12 protein-coding genes are annotated in these 18,007 nt (G+C 75.4%); 7 read left to right on the top strand and 5 right to left on the bottom strand.

The features are described from left to right. Window positions 1-20 precede the first annotated feature (20 nt). From BKA00_RS14140 to BKA00_RS14120, 5 genes are all read left to right on the top strand, one after another. Window positions 21-2,078 carry an alpha-L-rhamnosidase-related protein gene (locus tag BKA00_RS14140; protein ID WP_185025329.1) on the top strand — a complete coding sequence of 686 codons (2,058 nt, stop codon included), beginning with the start codon at window positions 21-23 and terminating at the stop codon, window positions 2,076-2,078. 37 nt (window positions 2,079-2,115) lie between these two features. Next, window positions 2,116-5,310, top strand: coding sequence for a family 78 glycoside hydrolase catalytic domain (locus BKA00_RS14135; RefSeq protein ID WP_185025328.1), 3,195 nt, complete (start codon window positions 2,116-2,118; stop codon window positions 5,308-5,310). 203 nt (window positions 5,311-5,513) lie between these two features. Next, window positions 5,514-6,305, top strand: coding sequence for an aldo/keto reductase (locus BKA00_RS14130; protein ID WP_185034195.1), 792 nt, complete (start codon window positions 5,514-5,516; stop codon window positions 6,303-6,305). Window positions 6,306-6,437: 132 nt separating this feature from the next. Then, entirely contained in the window at window positions 6,438-6,656 is a 219-nt protein-coding gene (locus tag BKA00_RS14125) for a hypothetical protein (RefSeq protein WP_185025327.1), read from the top strand. Window positions 6,657-6,695: 39 nt separating this feature from the next. Then, window positions 6,696-7,601: a PfkB family carbohydrate kinase gene (locus BKA00_RS14120; RefSeq protein WP_185025326.1), complete on the top strand. Its 906-nt coding sequence runs from the start codon at window positions 6,696-6,698 to the stop codon at window positions 7,599-7,601. A gap of 1 nt (window position 7,602) precedes the next feature. Here the strand turns inward: BKA00_RS14120 and BKA00_RS14115 are convergent, their stop codons facing one another. Beyond that, entirely contained in the window at window positions 7,603-8,031 is a 429-nt protein-coding gene (locus tag BKA00_RS14115; protein WP_185025325.1) for a PH domain-containing protein, read from the bottom strand. A gap of 75 nt (window positions 8,032-8,106) precedes the next feature. Between BKA00_RS14115 and BKA00_RS14110 the strand changes: the two genes are divergently transcribed. Continuing rightward, a complete protein-coding gene (locus BKA00_RS14110) occupies window positions 8,107-9,036 on the top strand; it encodes a Ppx/GppA family phosphatase (protein WP_185025324.1) in 930 nt (309 codons plus the stop codon). Window positions 9,037-9,052: 16 nt separating this feature from the next. Here BKA00_RS14110 and BKA00_RS14105 read toward each other — a convergent pair whose 3' ends face one another. The 4 genes from BKA00_RS14105 to BKA00_RS14090 all read right to left on the bottom strand — a co-directional run bounded on the left by BKA00_RS14105 (window position 9,053) and on the right by BKA00_RS14090 (window position 16,803). Continuing rightward, window positions 9,053-11,047: a protein kinase domain-containing protein gene (locus BKA00_RS14105; protein ID WP_185025323.1), complete on the bottom strand. Its 1,995-nt coding sequence runs from the start codon at window positions 11,045-11,047 to the stop codon at window positions 9,053-9,055. Window positions 11,048-11,176: 129 nt separating this feature from the next. Continuing rightward, window positions 11,177-14,446, bottom strand: a complete 3,270-nt coding sequence (locus tag BKA00_RS14100; RefSeq protein ID WP_185025322.1) for an error-prone DNA polymerase — start codon at window positions 14,444-14,446, stop codon at window positions 11,177-11,179. Between the two features lie 51 nt (window positions 14,447-14,497). Next, window positions 14,498-16,012, bottom strand: a complete 1,515-nt coding sequence (locus tag BKA00_RS14095) for a DNA polymerase Y family protein (RefSeq protein ID WP_185025321.1) — start codon at window positions 16,010-16,012, stop codon at window positions 14,498-14,500. Beyond that, complete coding sequence (locus BKA00_RS14090) at window positions 16,009-16,803, bottom strand: hypothetical protein (protein WP_230299080.1); 795 nt, start codon at window positions 16,801-16,803, stop codon at window positions 16,009-16,011. Before BKA00_RS14090 ends, BKA00_RS14095 begins: the two co-directional genes overlap by 4 nt. A gap of 146 nt (window positions 16,804-16,949) precedes the next feature. Between BKA00_RS14090 and mtnA the strand changes: the two genes are divergently transcribed. After that, a complete protein-coding gene (gene mtnA / locus BKA00_RS14085; protein WP_185025320.1) occupies window positions 16,950-17,996 on the top strand; it encodes an S-methyl-5-thioribose-1-phosphate isomerase in 1,047 nt (348 codons plus the stop codon). Window positions 17,997-18,007 lie beyond the last annotated feature (11 nt).

The following is an 18,007-nucleotide window of genomic DNA, read 5'->3' as shown; positions in this document are numbered from 1 at the left end:
ACCGGAATCGCGAGGAACCCATGCGCACCAGCGTATCCAGGCGCCGCCGCGGCGTAGCCGCCGTCGCTCTCGGACTGTCCGCCCTGACCGCCGCCCAGGCGGCCCCGCTCGGCACCGCGTGGGCCGAGCCGGGCCGCGACGCGGCCCCGTGGCAGCGTTACAACCTCTCCCCGTCGTCGCGGACGCTGCACCCGGTGTCGGTCTTCAGATCCACCGGCACGGTCGCGGACCCGGGCGCCGTCCTGAAGGGCCGCGCGACCGGCCTGGCCGGGGCCGGATCGTCCGTCACGCTCGACTTCGGCAAGGAGGTCAGCGGACTCACCACGCTGCGCTTCGCGGGGTCGGACGGCCCGCAGAAGGTCGGTGTCGCGTTCTCCGAGTCGTCCACCTACGTGGACACGACGAGCGACGCCTCGACCGGAGGCCCCCGCAGCCGCGACGGGGCCCTGTCCGTCGACGTCGACGGCGCCACGTCCTACACCACGCCCGCCGAACTGCTCCGCGGCGGCTTCCGCTACCTGACGATTGTCCTGGAGTCCGGCGGCCGGGTCGACCTGGACAAGGTGTCGCTGCACTTCACCCCCGCGCCGACGATGGAGGACCCGTCCAGGTACGCCAACTACTTCTATTCGAGCGACGACCTGCTCAACCGCATCTGGTACGCGGGCGCCTACACCGTCCAGCTCAACACGATCTCCCCGAAGACCGGGCGGGTCTGGGAGCCCCCGGCGGCACTGTGGAACAGCACCGGCGACATCGGCGTCGGCGACACCATCCTCGTGGACGGCGCCAAGCGCGACCGGACGGTCTGGCCCGGCGACCTCGGCATCGAGATCCCGAGCGCCTACGCGGCGTTCAACGACACCGAGTCCGCCCGCAACGCGCTCACCACCGTGTACCAGCACCAGCGCGACACCGGCGAGCTGCCCTACGCCGGGCCCGAGCTGAACAAGTACGGCTCGGACACCTACCACCTGTGGACCCTCGCCGCGAGTTGGGACTACTACCGCTACACCGGCGACACGGCCTGGGTGTCGGGCGTCTGGGACCGGTACCGGAAGGGCGTCGACTTCATCACCCGGAAGATGGACGACAAGGGCCTGGTGTCCATCACCGGGACGTCCGACTCCGTCCGGATCCTGGCCAAGGGCGAGAACCTCATCGCGAACGTGCTGATGTGGCGCGTCCTCGACACCGGCTCGCGGCTCGCCAAGGCGCAGGGCGACGACTCCCTGACCGCGTCCTACGCCGAGCGGGCCGCCGCGCTCCGCACCGCCATCAACGCGAACTTCTGGGACGAGGCCGCCGGCGCGTACAAGTTCTATCCGAACTCGACGATCCACCCGCAGGCGGACAACTCCCTCGCCGTCTGGTACGGCCTCGCCGACCGGCGGCAGGCGCGCCGCATCAGCGAGTCCCTCAAGGGCAACTGGAACGAGGTCACCTCGACCGCACCCGAGAACAAGGGCAACCCCGGCGTCTTCTCCGGCTCCATGGAGGTGAACGCCCACTTCGCCGCCGGCGGCCAGGCCGCCGACCAGGCCGGCGTGGACATCATCCGGCGCCAATGGGGCTACATGCTCGACCACCCGGAGGGGACCGGCAGCACCTTCTGGGAGTCGTTCCGCAACCCGCAGGACGGGTGCGTCTTCTGCAGTTCCTACGTCAGCCTCGCGCACGCCTGGGCGACGGGCCCGACACCGGCCCTCACGTTCTCCGTGCTCGGCCTGAACCCCACCGGTACGGGCGGGCGGTCGTTCGACTTCGTCCCGCACCCGGCCGACCTCACGTTCGCGCAGGGCCGGATCACCACGCCGGCGGGCGCGGTCGACGCGTCCTGGAAGGTCGACGGCGGGACCTACACCGCGCACCTGAAGGCGCCGGGCACCACCGTCGGCCGCGCCGGCGTTCCGACGTTCGGCGCCCGGATCGAGGTCCGCGTCGACGGACGCCTCGTCTGGGACGGCACCCGCGCGCGGGCCGCGGCCGGCCTGAGACTGCGCGTCCACAGCGACGGCGAGTACGTGTACGTCGAGGGCCTGCGCGGCTCGCACCGGCTGCGGAGCGACCGCGCATGACCGTCCTTTCCGCTCCACCACCCCTGAGGAGCCCAGCATGAACGAGTTGTCGCGGAGAAGGTTCGTCCAGGCCGGCGGGGTCGCCGCCGCCGCCGCGGTCACGGCGAGCGGCGCGGTCGCCGCGCCCGCCCTCGCGTCGCCCGCGGCCGCCCCGCCCCGGGAGTTGCGCCCCGCCGGCCTGCGGGTCGACCACCTGCCGTCCCCGCTCGGCATCGACGACACGGCGCCGACGCTCGGCTGGCGGTTCGCCGCCGGGCCGCGCGACGCCGTCCAGACCGCCTACCAGGTGCGGGTGGCGAGCACGGACGCCCGCCTCGCCCGCCCCGACCTGTGGGACTCCGGCAAGGTCGCCGGAGGCGCCGTCTCGGCCGTGTACGCGGGACGCGCGCTGAAGTCCCGGCAGCGGGCCTCGTGGCAGGTCCGCGTGTGGGACGGGCAGGGCCGCGCGTCCGCGTGGAGCGACCCGTCCCACTTCGAGATGGGTCTGCTCGCTCCCGCCGACTGGACGGCCGGGTGGATCGGGAACCCGGTGTGGTCGGCCGACCCCGCGCCCGCGCCCGCCACGGTCGCGTTCGCCCCCCGCACCGCCCGGTACGTGCGGGTGAACGTGACCCGGCTCGGGCTGCCGATCAAGGAGGGCTGGCCCTACAAGGTGTCGCGGCTCCAGCTCGCCGAGGTCCAGGTGCAGAACGGGGCGTCCGGCCCGAACCTGGCGGCGAAGGCGCCGGTCACCGCGTCGGAGAGCTACACCGTCGGAGGCCAGTGGGAGCCCAAGGCGGTCACCGACGGCAACCTCACCAGCGACTCCGCGCCCTTCGGCTACACGAGCCTGGAGCGCAGGGACCAGGACCTCACCGCGCCCATCTGGGTGCAGATCGACCTCGGCGGGGAGCAGACGTTCGACCGGATCCTGCTCTACCCGCGCACCGACGAGACGACCGACGACGGCAGGACCCCCAACTTCCCGGAGGACTTCACCGTCCAGACCTCCGGCGACGGCGCGGCGTTCGACACGGCCGCCACGGTCAAGGGCCAGGAGGCGCCGCCGCCGCTGCGCCGCCAGCCCGAGGCCCTGCCCGTCTTCAGGCGCGAGTTCGCCATCGGCAAGCGCGTGCGCACGGCCCGGCTCTACGCCACCGCCCTCGGCGTCCTGGACGTCACCGTGAACGGGCGCCCCGTCAGCGACGCCGTCCTCGAACCGCCCTACAGCAAGTACAAGGAGCGGATCGTCTACGCCACCTACGACGTGACCAGGCTGCTCCACCGCGGCGGCAACACCGTCGAGGTGGAGCTGGGCACCGGCATGGCCCACGTGCCTCCGACGCCCGGCCGCTACGAGAAGCTCACCCGCTCGGACGGCAAGCCCGCGTTCATCGGCCAGCTGGAGATCACCTACACGGACGGGTCGCGCGAGGTCGTGGCGTCCGACGCGTCCTGGCGCACGGCCCTCGGCGCCACCACGTTCACCAACTGGTACGGCGGCGAGGACCACGACGCGCGCCGCACCCGGCGGGAGTGGACGGCCGCGGTGCGCGTCGCCGCGCCCACGGCCCGGCTCGCGGCCCGCATGGCGCCGCCGATCGTCCCCGTCGAGACCCTGCGCACCAAGAAGATCACGAACCCGAAGGACGGCGTCCACGTCGTCGACCTCGGCGTCAACTTCGCGGGCTGGCCGCTGCTGCGCGTCAGCGGCCCGGCCGGGACGAAGGTGACGATGCGCCCCGGCGAGCTCCTCAACGCCGACGGGACCGTCAGCCAGCACACCACCGGCTCGCCCATCTGGGACACCTACACCCTCTCCGGCGACGGCACCGAGACGTGGCACCCCCGGTTCTGCTACCACGGCTTCCGCTACGTGCAGCTCGAAGGGCTGCCCGGCGACCCGGACGACGGCACGGTCACCGGGATCGTCCTGCGCGCGGGCAACGCCAAGGCGGGCTCGTTCACCAGCTCGCACGGCCTCCTGAACGACATCCACAAGATCATCGACCGGGCCGTGCAGAGCAACATGTACTCCGTCCTCACCGACTGCCCGCACCGCGAGAAGCTCGGCTGGCTGGAGCAGGCCAACCTCGTGTTCCCCGCCGTCGCGCGCAACTACGACGTCACCGCCTACTACGGCGAGCTCGTCCGCGACATCGCCGAGGCCCAGACCGAGGACGGGCTCGTCCCCGACATCGCACCCGAGTTCACCGTGTTCTCCGGCGGGTTCAGGGACGACCCCAACTGGGGCAACGTCATCGTGTTCGCGCCCTGGCAGATGTACCGCGCGTACGGCGACGAGGCGACGCTGCGCACCTACTACCCGAACATGGTGCGCTACGTGGACTACCTGTCCGCGAAGGCGAAGGGGCACCTGCTCGACTACGGCCTGGGCGACTGGATCACCTTCGACGACAGCACCCCGAAGGGGGTGACCGCGACCTTCGGCTACCACCGCGCCGTCACCGCCCTCGCGCGGATCGCCGAGGTCGTCGGGAAGGGCGCCGACGCCGCGCGGTACAAGGCCCTCGCGGGCGAGATCGGCTCGGCGTTCGACGCGAGGTACGCCACCGGCGACACCTACGGGTCCGGCAGCCAGGCGTGCGACGCCCTCGCCCTCGACATGGGCGCCGTGCCGGCGGACAGGAGGGACGCCGTCCTCGCCCACCTCGTGAAGAGCATCGAGGCCAAGGGCTACCACCTGACGGTCGGCGAGATCGCGCTGCCGTCGGTGTTCCACGTGCTGTCCGCCGCCGGGCGCGACGACGTCATCCACGCGGTCGCCACGCAGACCGGCAACCCCAGCTACGGCTACCAGGTCGTGCACGGCGCGACCTCGCTGACCGAGAACTGGGACGGCCCCACCTCGGGCGCCTCGCAGAACCACTTCATGCTCGGCGCGATCGACGAGTGGTTCCACGCCGGCCTCGCGGGCCTCGGCCAGACCGACGACTCGATCGGGTTCGCGACCCTCCGCGTCCGGCCGGCGGTCGTCGGTGACGTCACCTACGCGGCAGCGACCTACGAGACGCCGCGCGGGCGCGCCGCGTCCTCGTGGCGCCGCGCCGGCAAGCGGCTCCGGCTGGAGGTCACCGTCCCGCCGGGCACGCGGGCCCGCGTGGAGTACCCGCTCCTCGGGGGGTCCGCGCGGCCGAAGGCGCCGGAGGAGGCCAGGTGGATCGGCGTCCAGGACGGCCGCGCCGTCTTCGAGGTCGGCTCCGGCGACTGGACGTTCCAGGGGGCGTCGTGACGGCCGGATGAACGTCCGCCGCGAACCCGGCCCGGGCGGCCGCCGCGCCGAGCGGACGGTACCCGCCGGGCGCGGGCCGGGTTCGCGGCGGGCCCGGTCATGTTTGACGGCACGTCTCCGGGCAGGAGAGCGCACGGCACCACAGTCGAGGAGGGAGGGACACCGTGACCGTACCGAACGTGGATCTCATCGACGGGACCGCGATGCCGCAGCTCGGCTTCGGGGTCTTCCAGGTGGGGAACGACGAGGCGGAGAGCGCCGTGACGATCGCCCTGCGGAACGGTTACCGCAGCATCGACACCGCCAGCGCCTACGGCAACGAGGAAGGCGTGGGGCGCGCCCTGCGCGCGTCGGAACTGCCGCGCGATGAGCTGTTCGTCACCAGCAAGGTCTGGAACAGCGACCAGGGCTACGACGACACCATGCGCGCCTACGAGGCGAGCCTGCGCCGCCTCGGCCTGGAGTACCTGGACCTCTACCTGATCCACTGGCCGATGCCGGGCCGCGACAGGTACCTGGAGACCTGGCGGGCGCTGGAGCGGCTGAAGCACGACGGGCGGGTCCGGTCGATCGGCGTGTCCAACTTCACCGTGGAGACGCTGCGGCGCGTCATCGACGAGGCCGACGTCGTCCCCGCCGTCAACCAGATCGAGCTGCACCCGTACTTCCAGCAGGACGGGATGCGCGCCTTCCACCGCGACCACGGCATCCGCACCGAGGCGTGGGCGCCGCTCGGGCAGGGGCACGGGCTCCTGGACGACCCCGCGCTCGACCGCATCGCCCAGGCCCACGGCCGCACCCCCGCCCAGATCGCGCTGGGCTGGCACCTGAAGATCGGGAACGTGGTCATCCCGAAGTCGGCGACGCCGTCCCGGATCGCCGAGAACATCGACGTCTTCGGCTTCGAGCTGACGCCGGACGACATGAAGACCCTCGGCGAGATGGACAAGGGCCTGCGCTTCGGCCCCGACCCGGCGACCTTCGAGTCCGACTAGCCGGCCCGGGACGGGCGCAGCTCCCCGACGCCGACGCCAGGTGCGGCAGGATCGGCGAACACCGGCGCGGCACCCCGGGCCGGAGCCGCCCCAAGATCGTGACTGTGAGTGCGGGAGCGTAACGTTCCGTGCATGGGGGAGGATCGGGGGACCTGGACGGGGCCCGGCGGGTTACGGGTGACGGCGGTGCGGCTGACCGGCGCGCACCGGGTGTGGGCGGACTTCGCCGGCGTACGGGGGGCCACGGCGCTGCTGGTGACGCGGGACGGGGCGCCCGTCGGCCGCGGCTACTACCCGTCGGTCGAGGATCTCGCCGAGGTCGTCGACCTGGCGGAACTGCGCTCGGGGTGACGGTTGCGCGCGGGCTCCCGCCCGTGTAGTCGGTTACAGGTGGGACAGCGCAGGTGTGACGTCGCCGTGGTGGGGTCGCTCAACGCCGACCTGGTGGTGGGCGTGGAGCGGCGGCCCGCGCCGGGCGAGACCGTGTTCGGCTCCGACCTGGCCACGCATCCGGGCGGCAAGGGCGCCAACCAGGCGGTCGCGGCCGCGCGGCTCGGCGGCCGGGCCGCGATCGTCGGCCGGGTCGGTGACGACGGGCACGGCGCCCTGCTGCGCGACGCCCTGGCGGCGGGCGGCGTGGACCTCGCGCACCTGGCGGCCACGCCGGGCGTCCCGACCGGCGTCGCGCTGATCACGGTCGGGCCGGACGGCGACAACAGCATCATCGTCTCGCCCGGCGCCAACGCCAGGCTCGGCCCCGCCGACGTCGAGGCGGCCCGCGCGCTGATCGAGAGCGCCCCGGTCGTGTCGCTGCAGATGGAGGTGCCGCTGCCCGCGGTCGAGGCCGCCGCCGGCGCCGCCGCCCGGGCGGGCCGCCGGGTCGTGCTGAACCTCTCGCCGCCCGCGCCCGTCCCGGACGGGCTGCTCGCCCTCTGCGACCCCCTCGTCGTCAACGAGCACGAGGCCTCCTTCCTGCTCGGCGGGAGCGGCGACCCCGCCCGGATGGCGGCGGCGCTCGCCGGGGCCGGGCCCCGCTCGGTCGCGGTCACGGCCGGCGCCGGCGGCGTCGTCGTCGCCGACGGCCGGGGCACGGCCGCCGTCCCGTCCCCGCGGTCGGAGGCGGTCGACACGACGGGCGCCGGAGACGCCTTCACCGCCGCGCTGTGCCTGCGGCTCGCGCGCGGCGACTCCCTGCGGGACGCGGCACGCTACGCCACCCGGGCCGGCGCCGCCGCCGTCCGCCGCCCCGGCGCGCAGAGTTCGTTCCCCACGCCGGAGGAACTGCCCGCCCCGTAGGTCACGGGCCGGTGCGGGCGCGCAGCCGGTACAGCTCGTCGGCGGCGTCGTGGACGTCCGAGCCCAGGTCGAACGCGCTGAGCAGGTACAGGTCGCCGGCGGTCTCGATCTCCAGGATCCGCGTGTGCAGCAGCAGCCGGCGCCGCTCGTCCACCCGGATGGAGACCACCTCGTCCCAGCGCAGGCGGTGGCGCCTGGCGTAGCCGGTCACGACGGTGAGGCCGTCGCGGTCGGCGGCGAGCCGGACCGGGGCGATCAGGTCGCGCAGCGCGAGGACGTTCAGGCCGATCGCCGCCGCGCCCGCCAGGAACCGGAACTGGGGGTCGTGGGAGTACAGCACGAGCAGCGCCGTGACGGCCGCCGCGGCGGCGCACTTGACCACCACATGACCTGGCGGTACACGCCACCGCCGCTCCTGAGCCGCCTCCATGCCGCCGACCCTAGCCCCCGCCGCGGCCTGCCCGTGCCATGGATCGGTCCGATTTGGTCCGATAGCGTCGGTTCCATGCGACTCGGTGTGCTGGACGTGGGTTCGAACACGGTCCATCTCCTGGTGGTGGACGCCCACGAGGGCGCGCGGCCCCTCCCCGCGTACTCCCACAAGGCGGACCTGAGGCTCGCCGATCATCTGGAGGACGGCGAGCGGCTCTCCGAGGAGGGCGAGACGCTGCTGCGCGACTTCGTCGACGAGGCGCTCCAGGTCGCCGAGGACAAGGGCGTGGAGGACCTGGTCGCGTTCGCCACCTCCGCCGTCCGCGACGCCTCCAACGGCGAGGACGTCCTGGCGCGCATCCGCGAGGACAAGCGGATCGACATCCGGGCGCTGTCCGGCGAGGAGGAGGCGCGGCTGACGTTCCTCGCCGTCCGGCGCTGGTTCGGCTGGTCCTCGGGGCGGCTGCTGGTGGTGGACATCGGCGGCGGCTCGCTGGAAGTCGCCTCCGGCATCGACGAGGAGCCGGACGCGGCGTTCTCCCTGCCGCTCGGCGCCGGGCGCCTCACCCGCGACTGGTTCACCGCCGACCCGCCGCCCGCCGAGGAGGTCCGCAACGTGCGCCGGCACGTCCGCGCGGAGATCGCGCGGCGGGTCGGGGACGTCGCCCGGTACGGGGCGGCCGACCACGCCGTCGCCACGTCCAAGACGTTCAAGCAGCTCGCCCGGATCGGCGGCGCCGCCCCGACGGCCGACGGCCCCTACCAGCGGCGCGTCCTCGCGGGCACGGCCCTCACCGAGTGGACCGACAAGCTCGCCGCGATGCCCGCGGCCGAGCGCGCCGAGCTGCCCGGGGTGTCCGAGCGGCGCGCCCCGCAGCTGCTGGCGGGCGCGATCGTCGCCGACGCGGCGATGGACCTGTTCGAGCTGCCGGAGCTGGAGATCTGCCCGTGGGCGCTGCGCGAGGGCGTCATCCTGCGCCGCCTCGACATGATCACCGGCTGAGCGCGGGGAGCGGTCCTCACGACCAGTCCGGGTGGCCGAGCACCCGGCCCTCGGGCGTGACGGCGCGGTCGCCGGTCCCGTCCGCGCGGACGGCGCTGATCACCGGGTCGGTGACCTCGCCGCGCACGTAGGCGAGCCAGCGGCCGTCGCCCGACCACGCCGGGTCCATGTCGCGCGCGGGCCCGGACGTCAGCGCGTGCGCCCCGGACCCGTCGGCGTTCATGATCCAGATGTCGCTCCCGGTGGCCGGCCCCCGGACGTAGGCGACCTTGGAGCCGTCGGGGGACCATTCCGGGTCGACCGCGCGCACGCCGTCCCTGCTGAGCCGCGTCCAGGCGCCGCCCGGCCGGTCCGCGTCCATGGTGTAGATCTGCTCCACGTCGGCGTCGCGCTTGCTCCAGAACACGAGCTTGCCCTTGGACGACCACATCGGGTCGTCCTTGAGCGAGTCGTCGGTGGTCAGCTGGGTGGCCGGGCCGCCGTCCACGGCGACGGTGAAGATCTGCCGGACCCCGCCCTTCTCGCCCACGTAGGCCAGGCGGGAGCCGTCGGGCGACCACGTCACGCGGGTGCCGCGCACGATGCCCGTCACCTTCCGGGCGCCGGACCCGTCGGCGTTCGCCACCCACGCCTCGCCGCTCCTCTGGTCCATCCTGGTGAACGCGAGGCGCCTGCCGTCCGGCGACCGCTCGGGGAGGATGTCGCAACTCGGCCCGCCCACCAGCGTCTTCGCGGACGCGTCGCCGGGCCGGTAGACGCCGATGTCGGCGTTGCACGACGTCGGCCACCCGGGCGCGGTGTCGATCCGGACGAGCATCGGCGCGGTCGGGAACGCCGCCGCACGCGCCGCCGTGTTCCGCGCGCCGTCGGACTTCCGCCCGGCGAGGTAGACGGCGCCCGCCACGACCCCCGCGACGAGCAGCACCGCCGCGCCCGACGCGGCGAACACGCCGCGCCGCGACCGCCCCGGGGCGGGAGGCGGCGGGTACTCCCGCGCGGTGGGCGGGTCGGTACGGCGCTCGTACACGGGCTCGGTCCGCGGCTCCGGCTGGGGGAGCGGCAGCGGCCGCGGGACCGGCGCCGGAACGTCCTGGGACGTGGCGGACGGGTCGGCGGCCCGCGTCACCTCCGGGGCGCCCGCGGGCGGGGCCGCCCACATCTCGCCCAGCTCGGTCGTCACGGCGGCCTCGCCGGCCCCGCCGACCAGGGCCAGGAGCAGGTCACGGGCGCTCGGCCGCTGCGCGGGGTCCTTGCGCAGCGACGCCTGGACGAGCCCCGCCAGCGACGGCGGCAGGTCTCCGATCTCCGGGTCGGCGTGCACGGCGCGGGCCGCCATGATCTGGAACGAGCCCTGCCCGAACGGGTTGCGCCCGCTGGCGGCGAACGCCACCAGGCACCCCCAGGCGAACACGTCCACGGCAGGGGAGACCTGCTGCGTCGTGATCTGCTCGGGCGCGATCCAGCCGGGCGTGCCGACGACCTGCCCGGTACGGGTGTGGGAGGAGGCCATGTCCAGCGCGCGGGCGATCCCGAAGTCGATCACGCGCGGCCCGGAGATGGACAGCAGCACGTTGCTCGGCTTCAGGTCGCGGTGCACCAGGCCCGCGCTGTGGATGGCGACGAGCGCGGCGGCCACGCCGACCGCGACGCCGTGCAGCATCCCCGGCGACAGGGCCCCGTTCGCGCTGACGTGCTGGAGCAGCGACGGCCCGTCGATGTACTCGGTCACCATGTAGGCCATGCCGAGGTCCTCGCCGTGCTCCAGGACCTGCGCCGTGCAGAACGACGCGACGCGCTGGGCGTTGGCGGCCTCGTCGTGGAAGCGCGCGAGGAACGTCCTGTCGCCCGCCAGCTCGGCCCGCACCACCTTCACCGCCACGGCCCGCCCGCCGGTGTCGCGGCCGAGGTAGACGGCGCCCATCCCGCCCTCGCCGATCTTGGCCTCGATCCGGTACCGGCCGATCCGGGAGGGGTCGTCCGGGCGCAGCTCACCCAGGGAGGTCGCGTCCATGGAGTCTCACCTTCCGCCCCCACGGAGCCACGTCTTGGCGACCGCCTCCACGGCGGCACGCGGCCCCAACGCCTCCATACGATGACAGAGGACGCGGTGAGGTTCTAGCGCGGGCCGCCCGATCTCGTCTCAGTGGAAGTTCCGGGCCTGGACGCGGCCGGGGACCGGCAGGCGGCGCAGCCGGGTCGCCCGCACGTTCGTGACCCCGTCCACCCGCTCCAGACGGCCGCTGACCAGCAGCGCCTGGGAGTCGACGGCCAGGCCGCGGTACCGCTGGAACACCTGCGGCGGGCACACCACGTTGATGATGCCGGTCTCGTCCTCCAGGGTCATGAACACGATGCCGCCGGCCGTCGGCGGGCGCTGCCGGTGGGTGACGAGCCCGGCGACGACGACGTTGGTCTCCCCCGGCGTCTCCGGGAGCCGCGCGGACGGCAGCGCGCCCAGCTCGTCCAGCGCCTCCCGGACGTGCGCGACGGGATGGGTGTGGGAGACGCCGGTCGCCCACAGGTCGGCGAGGGTCTCCTCGATCGGCGTCATGGCCGGGAGGGCGGGCGCGGACGCGCCCGGCGTGACGCCCTCGATCCGCCCCGGGCCGGAACCCGCCAGCGCGCCCGCCGCCCAGAGGGCCTCGCGCCGCGACAGGCCGAACCGGTCGAACGCCCCCGCGGTGGCGAGCGCCTCCAGGGCGCCGGCCGACAGCGGCACGCGGCGGGCGAGGTCCTCCATGCCCGTGTAGGGGCGTCCGGCCGCGACGGCCTCGGCGGTGTCGTCGCCGAGGTTGCGGATGCCCGACAGGCCCAGGCGTATCGCGGGCTGCGGCGCGGCGGGCGCGTGGGGATGGCCGGAGTCGACCTCGACGGGCTCTTCCAGGGTGGGATGGACGCCGCTGGCGTTGATGTCCACGCCCCGGACCACGACACCGTGCCGCCGGGCGTCGGTGAGGAGGCTCTGCGGGCTGTAGAACCCCATCGGCTGGTTGCGCACCAGGGCCGCGGTGAACGCGGCGGGGTGATGGCGCTTCAGCCAGGCGCTCGCGTACACCAGATGCGCGAAGCTCTGCGCGTGCGACTCGGGGAACCCGAACCCGGTGAAGCCGAGGATCTTCTCGTACACGCTCTCCGCGACGGGCTCCGGGATGCCGCGCTCGGCCATCCCGTCGAGCAGCCGCCGCCTCAGCCGCTCGACGCGCTCGGGGGCGCGCTTGGCGCCCATCGCCTGCCGGAGCTGGTCGGCCTCGGCCGGGGTGAAGCCCGCGCAGTCGACGGCGAGCTGCATCATCTGCTCCTGGAACAGCGGGACGCCGAGCGTCCGGGACAGGGCCGGCTCCATCAGCGGGTGCGGGCAGTCGGCGGGTTCCAGGCCCTTGCGCCGCCGCAGGTAGGGGTGCACGGATCCGCCCTGGATCGGCCCCGGCCTGATCAGCGCCACCTCCACCACCAGGTCGTAGAACTCGCGGGGCTTCAGGCGGGGCAGCGTCGCCATCTGCGCCCGCGACTCGACCTGGAACACCCCGACCGTGTCGGCGTCGCACAGCATGTCGTAGACCTCCGGGTCGTCCGGGGGGATCGACTGGAGGTCGTGCCGGACCCCGTGGTGCTCGGCCACCAGGTCGAAGCAGTCGTGCAGCGCCGCGAGCATCCCGAGGCCGAGCAGGTCGAACTTGACGAGCCCGGCCGCCGCGCAGTCGTCCTTGTCCCACTGCAGGACGGTGCGGCCCGGCATCGTCGCCCACTCGATCGGGCAGATCTCCCCGACGGGCCGGTCGGCGATGACCATGCCGCCGGAGTGGATGCCGAGGTGGCGGGGCAGCGCCAGCATCCGGTCCGCCAGCTCCTTCACCGGCGCCGGGATCCCGGCCTCCGTCCCGACGGGGTCGCGCGGGTCGATGCTCTTCGACCACGCGTCCTGCTGGCCGGGGGAGAAGCCGAGCGCGCGCGCCGCGTCGCGGACGGCCATGCGCGGGCGGTAGCTGATGACGTTCGCGACCTGCGCCGTGCACTCCCGCCCGTACTTCTCGTAGACGTACTGGATGGCCTCCTCGCGGCGCCGGTGCTCGATGTCCAGGTCGATGTCGGGCGGGCCGTCACGTCCGGGCGACAGGAACCGCTCGAACAGCAGGCCGTGCCGGACGGCGTCGACCCCGGTGATGCCGAGCGCGTAGCAGACCGCCGAGTTGGCCGCCGAGCCCCGCCCCTGGCACAGGATCCCCTTGCTCCGGCAGAACTCCACGATGTCGTGCACGATCAGGAAGTAGCCGGGGAAGCGGAGCTGCTCGATGACGTCCAGCTCCCGGGCGATCTGCTCGTGGGCGCCGGTGACGCGCTCCCGTTCGGGCGGCCCGTACCGCTTCAGCGCGCCCTCCTTCGCCAGGTGCCGCAGCCAGCTCGCCTCGTCGTGCCCGTCCGGGACGGGCCAGTCGGGCAGCCGGGGCGCGACCACGTCGAAGTCGAACCGGCACTCCTCCGCCAGCGCGACCGTCCGCTCGCGGACGCCGGGGAACCGCGCGAGCCGCCGCGCCATCTCCGCGCCGCTGCGGACGTGGGCGGTGCCGGCCGCCGGAAGCCAGCCGACCATGTCGTCCAGGCCGCGCCGGGCCCGGACGGCGGCCATGGCCTGCGCGAGCCGCGCGTCGGCGCCGGGCGCCGCGAAGTGCACGTTGTTGGAGGCCACCGCATCGACCCGGACCCGGCGCGCCAGCGCGAACAGGGCGTCGTTGCGCAGGTCGTCGTCGGGCTGGTCGTGGTCGATGAGCTCGACGAACACATTGTCGCGGCCGTAGGCGCCGACCAGCTCGCGCAGCTCCCGCTCCGCCGCGTCGGGGCCGCCCGCCTCCAGCGCCGCCGGGACCGGGCCCTTCCGGCAGCCGGTGAGGACGGCCCAGTGGCCGCCGTGCGCGCCGGCCAGCGCGTCCGCGTCGTAGACGGGCCTGCCCTTGCGCCCTCCCGCGAGCTGCGCGGACGTGATCGCCGAGCAGAGCCGCGCGTACCCCGGTGCGCCCCGGGCGAGGACCAGCAGGTGCCGGCCGGCCGGGTCGGGCTCGCCGGTCCGCGGCCCGGGCAGGCCGAGGCCGAGCTCCGCGCCGAACACCGTGCCGATCCCGGCCTCGCCCGCGGCCCGCGCGAACTGCACCGCCCCGTACATGCCGTCGTGGTCGGTGACGGCCATCGCCTCCACGCCGAGCCGCGCCGCCTCGGCGACCAGCGAGGCGGGGTCGCTCGCCCCGTCCAGGAAGCTGAACGAGGAGTGGACGTGCAGCTCCGCCCACGGCACCCGCGCCTCGGCGCGGCGGGGGACGCCGGCCGGCTCCGGCGGCGGCTCGGGCGCCCGCCCGCCGGGCCGCCACGACAGCCGCTCCTCGAACTCCCGCCACGGGATCGGCGGATTGTGCCACCCCATCAGCCGGAGAGCCCTTCGGTCACGGACGGTAGCTCGGTCGCAGAAGGCCGCTCAGTCATAGACAGCCTCGACGTGCCAGCGCCCGCCCTCGACGGCGAGCAGGTAGGCGGCGCCGTCGTCGGTGGTGACCTGGAACCGGGCGCGGCGGCGCGCGGCGGCCGGGTCCCACCAGCGCTCGTCGGCGGGCCACGGGCCCGTCCAGCCGGTCACGGTGGCGGGACGGCCGCCCACGCGGAGCGTCGCGGGCGGCGCCGACACCTCGCACCGCGCCGACACCACGACCGCCGCGCCGGACGCGTCGGCCAGCTCGGCGGGCGCCGGGGCCGCGGGGACGACCGCCGGCGCGGGCCCGGACACGCTTCCGGGCCACGGCCCCTCCCGCGGTTCGGCGGGGGCCAGGTCGCCGACCGGGACGCGGACGACGCGCTCGCCCGGCCCGCGCCCGCCGACCAGCACCGGCCGCGCGATCCCGTGGTGGCCGAGGAGCGCCTGGATCCGGTCGGCGGCCCGCGCGATGCGGTCGGTGACGGTGGTGCGCCCCCAGAGCCCCTCCTGCCGTCCGAGATCGGGGACGAGCTGGTCGGGCGCCAGCTCCACCCACGTCACGCCGCCCCAGCCGTCCTCGCCGCCCCCGGCCGGACGGTGGGCCGACAGCTGCCACCGCACCCGCTCGGCGACGGCCAGCGCCGACAGCCCGTCGTGCCGCCACAGGCGCCGCAGGACGTGCCCGTCGGCGAACCCGACCGCGACCTCCAGCCGGACGCACGCCAGCCCGCCCGCGGCGAGGCCCTCGTGCAGCTCGCCCGCCAGCCGCTTCGCCGCGAACACGACCCGTTCCGCCTGCTCGGCGGGCGGGTCGAAGCCGCCGCGCACCGACAGGTCGGCGGCGGCGCGGACCGGCGCGAGCGGGCGCGGCTCCTCGCCCCGCGCCAGCCGGTGCGCGAGCGCCCCGTCGGTGCCGAAGCGGCCGGCGACGTGCCCGGACGGCAGCGCCGCGAAGTCGCCGAGGGTCCGGACGCCGAGCCGGCGCAGCAGGTCGGCCAGCTCCGGCCGGTCGAGCACCGACAGCGGGTACGGCGCGAGGAACGCCGCCGCGCCGCCCTCCGGCACCACGATGCCGCCCTGCCCGGCGCGCGCCGCCAGCTCGGCCGCGAACAGCCCGTCCGCGACGCCCGACCCGCAGTCGTGGCCGGCCTCGACGACCGTGTCCTGGACCAGGACGCGCAGCGCCTCCTCGCCCCCGTAGAACCGGGCGGGGCCGTGCGCCGGGATCGCGCACAGCCCCGGCCGCACCACCTCCACGCGCGGCGTCAGCTCCGCGACCGCCTGCGCGACCGCCTCGAAGCGGCGTCCCTCGGCGTCGGTGTCGCGCTCGCGCACCACCAGCTCGGGGCACCGCCGCTGGGCGTCGCGGATCCGCTGCCCGCGCCGCACCCCCTCGGCGCGGGCCGCCGCCGAGCAGGCCGCCACCTGCCCCCGCACCACCACGGCGCCCGGGGCCGCCGCGTCGATCCCGACCGCGGTGACGGGCCAGTCAGGGCACCACGCCGCCAGGACCCTGGTCACGCGATCCCCTCCTCCGCCGGCACCCGCACGAGCGGCGGGGGACCGGATGGCCGGGGGTGGACGGGCGCGCCCGCCGCCACGGCGCCGGGCACCAGCTCCAGCGGCGGCCGCGCGGTCTCCACCGGCCGGACGGTGCCGTCGGGCGCGGGGAGCCAGAGGTCCGCGCGGCGGCCGGGGCCGGGGGCGTCGCGCCCCTCGGCGACGACCCGGACGCGGCGGCCGGTGAGCCGGCCGTGCCCCTCGGCGAGCCCCTCCCAGACCGGGTCCTCCACGCGGAGCCGGAGCCGGGTGCCCGGCCAGTCACGGGCGAACGCGCCGGTCAGCGCGAGGACGCAGCCGTGCTTGCGGGCCAGCGCCGACAGCCGCCGGACCGCCGCGGCGCCGGGACGCTCCGGCGGGCTCAGCAGGATCAGCTCGACGGCCTCGGCCAGGGCGGCGACCACGTCCGGCCAGCGGTCGCCGGGCTCGTCGACGAGCAGCAGCCGCTCGGGCGCGGCGCCCATGCCCGCCGCGGCGGCCACGCCGAAGCCGGGCAGGCCGACGACGGCGCACCAGCCGCCGGCGCCGTCCTCGCCGCCGTGCCGGGACACGCCCGCGGCGAGGGCGAGGCAGAGGGAGGCGGCGCCGGGACCGTCCAGCCCGACGACCGAGCCGGGGCGCAGCCCGCCGCCGGGGACCACGGTCCGCAGCGCGGGCAGCACCGGCACGGTCCCGGTTCCGGCGCCCGTGAGCGCCGCCGGCCCGGTGTCCTCCAGCGCCGCCGCGAGATCGCGCAGGGCCGCCTCCGGCACGCTCGTCCTCCTCTCGCAGTCTCCCGCACAAATCTCGAACACGAGTTCGACCCGTGTCAAGTTGTCGCAGGTCACGTGGGGGAGGCGGACAGGTCCGAAAGCCCGATAGGGCCGGGCTTCACGGCATTTTTGGGCATGATGTAGATATGACGACCGATGTGCCGACCATCGAATGGACGGGCGACGCCCTGCGCCTGCTGGATCAGACCGTCCTGCCCCACCGGGTGGAGTTCCTCGCGGTCCGCGACGTCGACGCGCTCGTGGACGCGATCCGGCGGCTGGTGGTGCGGGGCGCCCCCGCGCTGGGCGTGGCGGGCGCCTTCGGCGTCGCCGTCGCGGTGCGCCAGGCCGAGCGCGAGGGCTGGGACGCCGCCGGGCGCGACGCCGCGATCGCCCGCGTCCGGGAGGCCCGCCCCACGGCGGTGAACCTCGCCGCCGGGGTGGACCGGGTCCTGCCGTTCGTCGCGAAGGGCGCCGACGCGGTGGCGGCCGAGGCCCAGGCCCTGCTGGACGAGGACGTGCGCGGCAACCGGGCCATCGGGGCCTTCGGCGCCGACTGGATCCTCGCCCGGACGGGGGACCGGCCCCTGCGCGTCCTGACGCACTGCAACGCCGGCGCGCTCGCTACCGCCGGCTGGGGGACGGCCCTCGGCGTCGTCCGGGAACTGCACGGCCGGGGGCGCGTCGAGATCGTCTACGCCGACGAGACCCGCCCCCTCCTGCAGGGCGCGCGGCTCACCGCGTGGGAGCTCGACCAGGCGGGCATCCCCTGCGTGGTGCAGGCGGACGGCGCCGCGCCGAGCACCGTCCTGCGCGGGCTGGTGGACGTCGCGGTCATCGGCGCCGACCGGATCGCCGCCAACGGCGACACCGCCAACAAGATCGGCTCGGTCGGCGTGGCGCTGGCCTGCCGGGAGGCCGGGATCCCGCTGGTGGTCGCCGCGCCGTGGAGCACGGTCGACCTCGCGCTCCCCGACGGCGCGGGCGTGCCGATCGAGGAGCGCGACGCCGGGGAGGTCCTGGCCTGGGGCGGCGCGCGGACCGCCCCGGACGGGGTGGGCGCGTACAACCCCGCGTTCGACGTCACGCCCGCCCGCCTGGTGACCGCCCTGGTCACCGAGACGGGCGTGCTGGAGGTCTCGGCGGGCGCGACGCCGGCGGCGGCCGCCGGGGCCGGCCGGGTCCGGGGCTAGCGCGGCGGACG

Origin of the sequence: Actinomadura coerulea (genome assembly GCF_014208105.1) — a bacterium.
Classification (GTDB): domain Bacteria; phylum Actinomycetota; class Actinomycetes; order Streptosporangiales; family Streptosporangiaceae; genus Spirillospora; species Spirillospora coerulea.
Note: the sequence above shows the minus strand (reverse complement) of the source record. Positions and strands in the feature narration are given on the sequence as shown.